The organism is Ohtaekwangia kribbensis (assembly GCF_042676245.1).
GTDB lineage: Bacteria > Bacteroidota > Bacteroidia > Cytophagales > Cyclobacteriaceae > Ohtaekwangia > Ohtaekwangia kribbensis.
Window position 1 is genome coordinate 38,891 of the sequence record NZ_JBHTKA010000007.1, and the last position, 11,480, is coordinate 50,370.

An 11,480-nucleotide genomic window follows, 5' to 3' on the forward strand; every position below is an offset into this window, starting at 1 on the left:
TCATGAAAAATATACGATACTTACTGGCACTTGCCTTCCTGGTGATATTTACCCGATGCCAGGATTTTGATGAGATCGAAAAGAATCCGAACCAGACTATTACGGCACCTCCGTCATTGATATTAACCGGTATACAAAACGATATGCTGGAAGATCCGTGGTCACTTGAACACCGCTGGAATCAATACTGGTGCTGCAATTATAATTACTATGGTAATAATGAGTATAGCTGGACCAATGCTACGCTGAAGTTTCAGACATTGAAAAATGTTTTGAAGATGGAAGAGGAAGCTCTGAATACAGGCGCGAAAGCACTCAACCCATATTCAGCGCTTGGTAAATTTTTCCGTGCCTACTTCTATGTACGCATGACGCAGCAGGTAGGCGATCTGCCGCTGGAAGAAGCGTTGCAGGGATTGGAGAATACAACTCCTGCTTATGCTACACAGAAAGATATATACCTGAAAGCACTGGAATGGCTGGAAGGAGCCAACAATGACCTGGCTTCATTGATCGCAGCAGGTACTCCGGCACCAACGTCTCCCCTGGGAGATATATTCGCCGGAGATATATACCTCGGTAACAGTCTGCAGGCGTGGCAGAAAATTGTAAATGCATTTACGCTGCGTGTGCTGATCAGCCTGAGCAAGAAAGAAAGCGATGCTGATCTGAATATCAAAAACCGTTTCAATGCTATTGTCTCAAACCCGGCCAAGTATCCGTTGCTGGCGAGTGCAGCTGATAATTTGCAGATATACTATAACGGTTCAACCAGTTTATACCCAACCAACCCGGGCAGCCGTGGTCTTGATAAAGGCCGTTATAATATGGCTGAGATGTATGTAAAAACGTTGACAGACCTGGAAGATCCGCGCGTGTTTGTAACGTGTAATCCTGCGGAAGCAAAATTAAAAGCAGGTATAGCGTTTGACAGTTTTGATGCGTATGTAGGAGCAAGCTCAGCAGAAAGTCTTGACGACATGTCATCAAAAGCGGGTAAAGGTGAATACTCGTATGCCAACCAGTTACGTTACTACGGTACGTATGCTGGTCCTGAACCTGCGCTGATGTTAGGATATGCTGAGCAGAACTTTGCGATAGCAGAAGCGATCAACCGCGGATGGATCACCGGTGATGCAGCAACGTATTATAACAACGGGATCATCGCTTCCATGGAAGTATATGGTATAAAGGACGGATCATCCCTGAAGGTAACAACCGCGGATGATGTTGTGTTGGGTGAAGTTATACCATCGGTTACTGACTACCTGGATAACGCTGCAGTAAAGTATGCCGGTAACAATGCAACCGGACTTACGCAGATACTCACACAAAAGTATCTTGCCTTCTTCCAGAACTCTGGACTGGAAGCATACTATAACCAGCGCAGAACCGGTATACCTGCCTTCGCAGAAGGGACGGGTACTGGTAACAACGGTGTAATTCCGAAACGCTGGTTATACCCAAGCTCGGAAGAGACAACCAACTCCGAGAATCTGGACAAAGCTATACAAAGTCAGTTCGGAGCGATGGGTGATAGCAAGAATGCGGAGATCTATATAATTAAGGATTGAAAGATTAGAAGATTGAAGTATTAAAGATAAAAGCTTAAGCTTTAGAATTCAGCCCGGGTAAATACTCGGGTTGTTTTCTTTATAACAAATCACATTTTTTTTAAGGTCAGCACTTGCCGGATTAAAGAAATTATAACCTGCATCATACTTGCGTCATTATTCTATAACAGTAGTATAAATCTATACTCATCATGAGGTAATACTGTTGTTGCATCTTCGTGCATGTTTAAAAGGTTTTTGCAGTGTTGTCTGGTTGGTTGTTGTTCCTGCGTGTTTGCGCAGGAACGCCAGACAGAAAACCTGGTACTCGTAACCCTTGATGGTTTCCGTTGGATTGAATTGTTTGAAGGTGCAGACTCTGCTTTAATATATAGTAAAGATTTTGTGCACGATAGGAATGTTGTGAGTCAGTTTTGGGATGCATCTCCCGTTGTGCGAAGAGAGAAACTCTTGCCATTTTTCTGGAAGGTGATTGGCGTTGAAGGACAGTTATACGGCAACCGTAATTTTGGTAATCGTGTAAATTGTGCCAACCCGTATTGGTTCTCGTACCCCGGCTATAGCGAAATGCTCGTGGGCTTTGTTGACAAACGCATCAAATCCAACAACAAAATCGCGAATCCAAACTATACCGTGCTGAACTATATATATGATCAGCCGGCTTTCACCAACCGCGTTGCCGTATTTTCTACGTGGGATGTTATCCCGGCCGTTGTGCGCGAGCAATCTTCCGGTATATATACCAATGGAGGTGAGGAAAGCGCAAGCGGTGCGATGTTGTCTGAACAGGAAAAACTCCTTAACGATTTACAACGCGTTGTAAAAAATCCATATGGCGCGCGGTACGATGCTTTTACTTTTCAGTATGGCGTTGAGTATTTGAAGCGGGCTCGTCCGCGGGTACTTTTCATCAGTCTCGATGAAACCGATGAACACGGACATGGCGGCCGATATGATGAATATCTGAAAGCAGCACATCGCACCGATGACATGATTGGTAAACTATGGAACTGGATCCAGTCAGACGAACAGTATAAGAATAAAACAACGTTACTCATCACTACCGACCACGGTCGCGGATATGCCGGTAAAAAAGGTTGGAAAGGTCATGGAAGACTAATTGCCGGGTCGAGTCAGATGTGGTTTGCTGTGATTGGTCCGGATACACCTGCACTCGGTGAAATGAAAAACGAAGGACAGTATTTTCAAAAACAAATTGCCAAAACAGCAGGAGCTTTCCTCGGATTGCATTATGAAAATGTAGAGCCGGTAGGAGAGGTTGTGGAGAGTATGTTTATTCCCGAACTGCTCTCCGATAATCATGCCACCATACGCAGTAAAAAATAAAGCAGGATTGTAGGCCCTGCTTTATCATATATATAGATTGTACTATGGTTTAGAAAGGACTCTTCTCAAGTTTGGCATCAGCCGGTATCGTAAATAATTTAGCGTCCAGTGTCATTGGCTTTACTTCTGTTGCTACACTTTCGAGTGAGAATTGAGGTGTCTCAATGGTCATCTTCAAAGGCAGCGCCTGTGTACGCGAAATATATTCGTAGAAGTTCTGATACTTGAAGTTGGTGAACAACTTCGCATCCGCTTTCAGCTTCGAGCTATAATAATACTTCTGCACGCCTGATTTACAGGTGAGAGTTATTTCATCGCAGGTATAGCCCAATATTTCCGTTGCTGCTTTTTTGATATCGGCTTTAATAACGGCATCCGGATTAGAAGCGGCATCAATCCAGTATATCGACTCAGAGCTCGCTAATTTATTATAGAGCTTGTTGTCTTTGTTAACATATATCTGCCATTGGAAGTAACTACCGCTGGTAGCGATCTTATAATTTCCACTTTTTACAAAGTAATCCTGTTTGCCTCCCATCATGGCCGTGAGTTGCTCATCGGTTACATTGGGTAGTTTGCTTTTATACTTGTTTTCGTAAATGATTTTTCCCTCAAACGGCTGCGCCACAGCAGCAGCTTGTAAAAACAGAAAGCCGATGATAAAAAATAGTTGCCTCATGTATATATAGATTAAAAATGGTTATTGGTTTATCGCTTTTAATTTTGCCATGGCACGTACCGGAAATGTACCTACGCCTTTAAACTTAGGCGGCACAGCACTGAATGTAAAATCGTCATCCGGTAAAAGCGATAAGTTGCACAGGTGTTCTACGATCAGTATTTCGGCTCCTAACAACGTAGTGTGTACCGGTCGGCTTTTGCCACGCGTGTCGTCAATGTTGTGCGAGTCTATACCCACGAGCTTTACATTACAATCGCGCAGGTATTCCGCAGCTTCTTTGGTAACGAACGGATGGTTCTCGTAATACTTCTCGGTATTCCAATGAGCATCGCCCCACCCTGTATGGATCAGTACGGCACGATTTCGTATCTCGTAATTTTTCACATGATCTACCGTAACGGCAAGTGTCTGCGTGTAGGGCACCCGTATTACAACGGCAGGCAGATCCGCGAAAGCTTCCAAGGCTACTTCCGAAAGATCTTTTCCATGTTCGAACCGGTGAAACGGACAATCGATATACGTTCCCGTGTTCGTAACCATTTCTATTTTTCCAATCTGGAACTGTGCTCCTTCATCGTAAAACTTTTTTGAATCTTCACGGCTCAGGTAGTCGCATACGATAGGAGCGGGAAGTCCTTTATAAGTAACGAGTCCGTGTTCAATGGTATGACTCAGGTCTACGAACAGACTCATGGCTTTGTCTGCGTTAAAAGGTTTTCGCTTGTGAGGTTCCGAGATAATTTCCTTGTTCAGAATCTTTGTCTCGCCAACCATCAGCAGGCGCATGTCCTGCACCAGGTAGTCGGCTAGTTCTCGGTCAGCGATGTCATCACCGGCAATATCGAGCCGGAAGTCTTCGCCTTTTATTCCACCGCCGTTGGTGAAGTAAATTTCGAAATCGAATTTAACGCGTTTGGTCATTCGTAAAATGAAAAAAATGTTAACAATAATTAATAGTAGCCATATCGTAATTGTCCCAATAATGTTTCATTTCGCATCAAATTACTGCATCTGCATCGTATTTATGTCGGTTATGCAGTTACGTTACCCCATCTAAAATTTAAACTGTTGCGAGTCAGACATAGAGAGTGCGGTAAAAAAGGCTATCTTTGCGCCTCAATTCAAGAAAAACGAGGAATTTGAGGATTTATGGACGTTAACAAGATCAGGAACATCGCGATTATTGCCCACGTAGACCACGGTAAAACCACTTTGGTGGATAAGCTGCTCATGGCTGGTAAACTTTTTAAAGACCATGAGAACCCTGGTGAGCTGATCATGGACAGCAACGACCTGGAGCGTGAGCGTGGTATTACTATTCTTGCCAAGAACGTTTCAGTTCGCTACAAAGATTACAAAATCAACGTAATCGATACACCGGGTCACAGTGACTTTGGTGGTGAAGTAGAACGTGTACTCAACATGGCCGATGGCTGTTTGTTGCTGGTAGATGCGTTTGAAGGCCCCATGCCACAAACCCGTTTCGTATTACAGAAAGCATTACAACTTGGTCTCAAACCAATTGTTGTTGTTAATAAAGTTGATAAAAAGAACTGTACTCCGGATGAAGTACATGAGCAGGTTTTCGAACTCATGTTCCAGCTGGATGCAAACGAAGATCAGCTCGACTTCCCAGCCTTCTATGGTTCGGCAAAGCAAGGCTGGATGAGTACAGACTGGAAAACTCCTACCGACAGCATTACTCCGCTGCTCGATGGTATTATTCAATATATACCGGCTCCGAAAGTTGAAGAAGGTGCTACGCAGATGCTGATCACTTCGCTTGAATACTCTTCGTATATCGGTCGTGTTGCGATCGGTCGTGTACACCGCGGATCGATCAAAGCTGGTCAGCCGATCGTGTTGATCAAACGTGAAAGTCATACACTAGTAAAATCACGTATCAAAGATTTATATGTTTTCGAAGGTTTCGAAAAACAAAAAGTAGACGAAGTAAAAGCCGGTGAAATCTGTGCACTGGTAGGATTGGAAGGGTTCGAAATCGGTGATACCGTAGCGGATCCTGAAAAGCCGGAAGCAATGAAGGCTATATCTATTGATGAGCCTACAATGAGCATGCTCTTTACCATTAACAACTCACCGTTCTATGGTAAGGAAGGTAAATTTGTTACGTCTCGTCACATTAAGGAAAGACTTGATAAAGAATTAGAGAAGAACCTGGCACTTCGCGTAGGCGATACTGGTTCGGCTGATTCATTCATGGTGTTTGGTCGTGGTGTACTACACTTGTCTGTACTCATTGAGACCATGCGCAGAGAAGGTTACGAATTACAGATCGGGCAGCCTCAGGTAATTTTCAAAGAGGTTGACGGTGTGAAGAGCGAGCCTGTGGAAGAGTTGACAATCGACCTTCCGGAGACTGATGCCGGTAAAGCGATTGAGACTGTATCACAACGCAAAGGTGAAATGCTGAATATGGAACCGAAGGGCGATCGCATGATCCTGAAGTTTACCATTCCTTCACGCGGTATCATTGGTCTGCGCAACTATTTATTGAACGTAACGGCTGGTGAAGCTATTGTTACTCACCGCTTCCTTGAATATCAACCTTACAAAGGTGAAATACCTGGACGTATCAACGGTTCGTTGATCGTAATGGAGCAAGGTGAAGCCATTGCCTACAGCTTGAACAACCTGCAGGATCGTGGTAAATTCTTTATTGATCCAGGAGAGCCTGTATACGAAGGTCAGGTAATTGGTGAACACAGCCGCAGCGGTGACCTTGTGATAAACGTTACCAAAACCAAGAAGCTCACCAACATGCGTGCTTCGGGTGCTGACGAAAAAATGCGCATTGCACCTCCGGTGAAATTCTCATTGGAAGAAGCATTGGAATATATTCAGTCAGATGAATATGTAGAAGTGACACCTAAATCTATTCGTTTACGTAAAATCTACTTGAATGAGACCGATCGTAAACGCTTTGGAAAACAGTCATAACAAATGATAAAAAGTATATCGCGACTCATCACCATGCTTATGGTGATGAGTTCTTTTTTTGTAGCCGGCCAGGCAAAAGTAAATGAAGCCGCAGCCTGGGAAACGTATGCTGATACACTGGCATCCCGCGAAGATTTTGCAGGTGCTATTAAACTGTACAACAAGATCATCGAGAAATCGGGATTGAAACAGGACGATGATTATAGTGTATTGTACAAACGTGCCTATGCATACTTTGGTGCACAGGATTTTACAAATGCGTTGAAAGATATAAATCAATACCTGCAACGCATACCGGATCCACAGGCAAAATTACTGCGCATATACATTAATCAGGGACTCGGTGATCATAAAGCACAGCTTGCCGACCTCGATGATTTTCTCAAGCAGAGTCCGGGTAATCCTGAAATCATCCGCTTTCGCGCTTCGGTGTTAATGGATGCCGGAGAGTATAAAGAAGCACAGCGAGACCTGAAGAGCTTATTGGCTCAGCGAGCTGATCCGGAAATTGAATCGTTTCTAGGGTTGACATACTATTACCTCGGCAACCTGGATAGCGCCATGATTGTGTTTGATCGCGTGATCAAACAGGAGCCTTCTCTTTTACAACCCTACCTCTATGCGGGATCGCTGTGTATAGAAGAAGGTGCGTATGCATTAGCGTTAGTGTATATCAATAAAGGTTTACAGGTTGATCCAACCAATACAACATTGCTATTCTACAAAGGAGTAGCACTGACTGAGACCGACAAACTCGAAGAAGGTTGTCGCTGCTTACGCAAAGCCTTCGAAGCCGGCTTCGATGATGCCGCGGATTATCTGAAAGAGTATTGCTACGGAGCGGACTAAATACAGGTCCCGCAGAAGGCGCAGATTTGCGCAGATAAATGCATTTAAAATTCTGCGTACATCTGCGTCCTCTGTGGGAAATCAAAGTGCTTTCACGAACGCAACAATCCTGTTAGCTTCTTCGAAGCCGCATTGTTTGTGAAAATTCTGGCTGGTTATATTGGAGATCTCTGTATCGGAGGCTAATTCACGGCATCCTTTTTCGCGTGCCCATTCTTCTGCCCGCTGCACTAGCGCTATACCTATACGCTGCTTTCTATACTGCTCTTTCACAAAGATCGCTTCGATATACGCCACAGGAGAAGAGGAAGTACCTTCAACATAATCGTTACGAAGCGATAGCTCTACAAAACCAATTACTTCATTCTTCTCTTCGCAAATATAGAGGGCATGATCGGATGATCCGTGGTTCGCTTTGAACTCACCGAGAAGTATATTTTCATCTTCTGACGGCCATAGCATAGCAGCGAGTTGAGCTATAGCAGGAAAATCTTCTTGGGAGGCAACTCTGATCATCGTGAAAAAAAATCAAACCCGGCAGAAATCGCAAATAGACGCAGAAATTTAAAATGCATTTATCTGCGTACGTCTGCATCCTCTGCGGGAAATAAAAACTACATATTTCGTCTATACTGCCCACCTACCTCGAAGAGCGCTTTTGTGATTTGTCCGAGTGAGCACACTTTAGTGGCTTCCATCAGCTCTTCAAATATATTCTTGTTCTGAATTGCAGCTTGCTGCACACGCTCCAGCATCATCGCAGATTTTTTATCTTGGAAAGCGTTCAGATTGCGTAACATTTTTATCTGGTACTCTTTCTCTTCGGTTGTAGCACGAATTACTTCCTGTGGTATAATTGTAGGTGAGCCTTTCGAACTTAAGAACGTATTCACACCAATGATCGGATACTCACCGGTATGTTTTAGTGTCTCGTAGTATAAACTCTCCTCCTGTATCTTGCCGCGCTGGTACATGGTTTCCATCGCACCGAGTACACCACCGCGTTCAGTAATGCGATCGAACTCCGAAAGCACAGCTTCTTCTACCAGGTCGGTTAATTCTTCAATGATGAATGATCCCTGCAAAGGATTTTCATTCTTCGCCAATCCTAATTCCTTGTTGATGATAAGCTGTATCGCCATTGCTCTGCGCACACTCTCTTCGGTAGGCGTTGTTATAGCCTCATCGTAAGCATTGGTGTGAAGCGAGTTACAGTTATCATAGATCGCATAGAGCGCCTGCAACGTGGTGCGTATATCATTGAAGTCAATCTCCTGCGCGTGCAGCGAGCGACCCGAAGTCTGGATATGATACTTGAGCATCTGCGAGCGGGCATTGGCTCCGTATTTATTCTTCATCGCCTTGGCCCACAACCTGCGGGCTACACGCCCGATAACAGCGTACTCCGGATCAATGCCGTTGCTGAAGAAGAACGACAGGTTCGGAGCAAAATCGTTAATGTTCATGCCGCGACTCAGGTAATACTCTACATACGTAAAACCGTTCGCCAGCGTAAAGGCTAACTGTGTAATAGGGTTCGCGCCCGCTTCAGCGATGTGATATCCTGAAATAGATACCGAGTAGAAATTCCGTACGTTCTTGTCGATGAAGTATTGCTGTACATCGCCCATCAAACGCAACGCAAACTCGGTTGAAAATATACACGTGTTTTGTGCCTGGTCTTCTTTGAGTATATCGGCCTGAACTGTGCCCCGTACTTGAGACAATGTTTCGGCTTTGATCTTGCTATATATATCAGCAGGTAATACCTGGTCTCCGGTTACGCCTAGTAACATCAATCCTAAACCATCATTGCCTTTAGGCAGTGTTCCCTGGTAGGAGGGACGTTCACCTTCGTGTGCTGTATATAGGTCATTGATCTTATTTTTGACTTCTTCCTCCAGACCATTCCGTTTGATATATAGTTCGCACTGCTGATCGATCGCAGCGTTCATAAAATATCCCAACAGCATCGGAGCCGGACCGTTGATCGTCATGGATACCGATGTCTTTGGATCTGCCAGGTTAAAGCCACTATATAATTTCTTGGCATCGTCCAGGCAGCAGATGCTAACTCCGGAGTTACCAATCTTTCCATAGATATCGGGTCTGTAATCAGGATCATTACCGTAGAGCGTTACCGAATCAAACGCGGTGGATAAACGCTTCGCAGGCATCGCTATACTTACATAGTGAAATCTGCGGTTCGTTCGCTCAGGTCCGCCTTCACCGGCAAACATACGGGTGGGGTCTTCGCCTTCGCGTTTGAAAGGATATATACCGGCTGTATATGGAAATTCACCCGGTACATTTTCCTGCAAGTTCCATTGCAGTAGTTCTCCCCACGCTTCATATTTAGGGAGCGATACTTTCGGAATCTGTAAATGCGAAAGCGATTCGGAATGTGTTTGTATACCAAGTTCCTTATCTCGCACCTTAAACTTGAAAAGTGGTCCTTTATACTGTAGTGTTTTCTGTTTCCACTCTTCAATCAATTTGTAGTTCTTCGGATCGAGGTTGAGTTTCAGTTTTTCGTACTGTTCTTGTAATCCTTTTACAAGACGATCTTTATCTTCAACAGAAGACTGTTGTATTGTCTCAATCGATACTTTTATAGCATACAGCTTCTGTGCAATAGCTGCCTGATCTTTTACCCAGCCATCGTAGCTCCGGTTGTTCTCGGATATTTCACTGAGGTAACGTGTACGATGCGGAGGTATAACAAAAATCTTCTCCGACATTTCTCGCGTGATCTCGAACGTGGATTGGAGTGAAGCTCCGGTCTTCTCTACAATCGTATCAAGTATATATTTGTAGAGTTGATTGGTGCCCGGATCGTTAAACTGTGAAGCGATGGTTCCGAACACCGGCATGTCTTCTACCTTGCTCGTCCAGCGCTGGTGGTTGCGTTGATATTGTTTCTTGACATCGCGCAGTGCATCGAGGGCACCGCGTTTATCAAATTTATTCAACGCTATAACATCAGCGAAGTCCAGCATGTCGATCTTTTCCAACTGCGTGGCAGCACCGTATTCAGGAGTCATTACATAGAGCGATACATCACTGTGGTCCAGTATCTCCGTGTCGCTTTGTCCTATACCGGAAGTTTCAAGAATGATGAGATCATATCCTGCAGCCTTAAGTACTTGTATAGCTTCTTTTACATACGCAGAGAGCGCAAGGTTACTTTGACGCGTAGCAAGTGATCGCATGAACACCCGCGAGTTGTTGATCGCATTCATACGGATACGATCTCCAAGCAGTGCCCCTCCTGTTTTCCGTTTGGAAGGATCGACAGAGACTATGCCTACTGTTTTATCTTTGAAGTCAATCAGGAATCTTCTTACCAATTCATCTACCATAGAAGATTTACCCGCGCCCCCTGTTCCGGTTATACCCAGTACGGGAGCTTTTGATGTCGCTGCTTGTTGGTTGATAGCCTCAAATATACTCTTGTGTTTATCGTAGTAATTTTCGGCAGCAGAAATGAGCTGCGCGATAGGTACATGATTTTTTGTATTCAGTGATGCTATAGCATGCTCAACGTTGAGACCGGTGGGGTAATCACTTTTCTCTACGAGATCGTTGATCATTCCCTGAAGTCCTAAAGCACGACCATCATCGGGAGAATATATACGGGTAATGCCGTGGTCCATCAGTTCCTTGATCTCTTCGGGAAGAATCACTCCGCCACCGCCACCAAATATCTTGATGTGACCTGCACCTTTCTCCTGCAACAAGTCATACATATACTTGAAGTATTCGTTGTGTCCGCCCTGGTAGCTGGTCATGGCAATAGCCTGCGCATCTTCCTGTATCGCGGTGTTAACAACTTCCTCAACACTGCGGTCGTGACCAAGGTGTATCACTTCACAACCTGTGGCCTGAATAATTCTGCGCATGATGTTAATAGCAGCGTCATGACCATCGAACAGACTCGCGGCTGTAACAATGCGGACTTTGTTCTTGGGCTTGTAAGGCTCTGGTGCGGCATGTCCGGCTAAGGACGTTTTGTGATCGGTTTTAGCGGGTGAAATAGCTTCCGTGCTCATTTGCAATGGTATTCG

Annotated in this window: 8 protein-coding genes; 4 read left to right on the forward strand and 4 right to left on the reverse strand. The window is 44.6% G+C overall.

The genetic code is table 11. The features are described 5' to 3' along the window. Positions 1-2: 2 nt before the first annotated feature. Together ACFQ21_RS15445 and ACFQ21_RS15450 are read left to right on the forward strand one after the other, a co-directional pair. Positions 3-1,574 carry a SusD/RagB family nutrient-binding outer membrane lipoprotein gene (locus tag ACFQ21_RS15445; protein WP_377580174.1) on the forward strand — a complete coding sequence of 524 codons (1,572 nt, stop codon included), beginning with the start codon at positions 3-5 and terminating at the stop codon, positions 1,572-1,574. A 270-nt stretch (positions 1,575-1,844) separates the two neighbouring features. Further along, positions 1,845-2,921, forward strand: a complete 1,077-nt coding sequence (locus tag ACFQ21_RS15450; RefSeq protein WP_377580175.1) for an alkaline phosphatase family protein — start codon at positions 1,845-1,847, stop codon at positions 2,919-2,921. 49 nt (positions 2,922-2,970) lie between these two features. On the opposite strand, the gene ACFQ21_RS15455 is transcribed toward ACFQ21_RS15450, so the two are convergent. Beyond that, positions 2,971-3,600: a hypothetical protein gene (locus ACFQ21_RS15455; protein ID WP_377580176.1), complete on the reverse strand. Its 630-nt coding sequence runs from the start codon at positions 3,598-3,600 to the stop codon at positions 2,971-2,973. 21 nt (positions 3,601-3,621) lie between these two features. After that, positions 3,622-4,524 (reverse strand): cyclase family protein, encoded by a 903-nt coding sequence (locus ACFQ21_RS15460; protein ID WP_377580177.1) that lies wholly within the window; start codon positions 4,522-4,524, stop codon positions 3,622-3,624. Positions 4,525-4,752: 228 nt separating this feature from the next. Between ACFQ21_RS15460 and typA the strand changes: the two genes are divergently transcribed. Together typA and ACFQ21_RS15470 are read left to right on the forward strand one after the other, a co-directional pair. Further along, positions 4,753-6,564, forward strand: coding sequence for a translational GTPase TypA (gene typA, locus ACFQ21_RS15465; RefSeq protein ID WP_377580178.1), 1,812 nt, complete (start codon positions 4,753-4,755; stop codon positions 6,562-6,564). A gap of 3 nt (positions 6,565-6,567) precedes the next feature. Next, positions 6,568-7,413: a tetratricopeptide repeat protein gene (locus ACFQ21_RS15470; protein WP_377580179.1), complete on the forward strand. Its 846-nt coding sequence runs from the start codon at positions 6,568-6,570 to the stop codon at positions 7,411-7,413. 81 nt (positions 7,414-7,494) lie between these two features. Here the strand turns inward: ACFQ21_RS15470 and aac(6') are convergent, their stop codons facing one another. Beyond that, positions 7,495-7,929, reverse strand: a complete 435-nt coding sequence (gene aac(6'), locus ACFQ21_RS15475) for an aminoglycoside 6'-N-acetyltransferase (RefSeq protein ID WP_377580180.1) — start codon at positions 7,927-7,929, stop codon at positions 7,495-7,497. A 98-nt stretch (positions 7,930-8,027) separates the two neighbouring features. Next, the gene (locus ACFQ21_RS15480; RefSeq protein WP_377580181.1) at positions 8,028-11,465 is read right to left on the reverse strand and encodes a methylmalonyl-CoA mutase family protein; all 3,438 of its coding nucleotides are present in this window, start codon (positions 11,463-11,465) and stop codon (positions 8,028-8,030) included. Positions 11,466-11,480 lie beyond the last annotated feature (15 nt).

Excerpts from the sequence above, each read along its gene's own strand:
- ACFQ21_RS15480 (WP_377580181.1), bottom strand. The coding sequence starts at position 11,465 with ATGAGCACGGAAGCTATTTCACCCGCTAAAACCGATCACAAAACGTCC.
- ACFQ21_RS15460 (WP_377580177.1), bottom strand. The coding sequence starts at position 4,524 with ATGACCAAACGCGTTAAATTCGATTTCGAAATTTACTTCACCAACGGC.
- ACFQ21_RS15445 (WP_377580174.1), top strand. The coding sequence starts at position 3 with ATGAAAAATATACGATACTTACTGGCACTTGCCTTCCTGGTGATATTT.
- ACFQ21_RS15470 (WP_377580179.1), top strand. The coding sequence starts at position 6,568 with ATGATAAAAAGTATATCGCGACTCATCACCATGCTTATGGTGATGAGT.
- ACFQ21_RS15455 (WP_377580176.1), bottom strand. The coding sequence starts at position 3,600 with ATGAGGCAACTATTTTTTATCATCGGCTTTCTGTTTTTACAAGCTGCT.
- typA (WP_377580178.1), top strand. The coding sequence starts at position 4,753 with ATGGACGTTAACAAGATCAGGAACATCGCGATTATTGCCCACGTAGAC.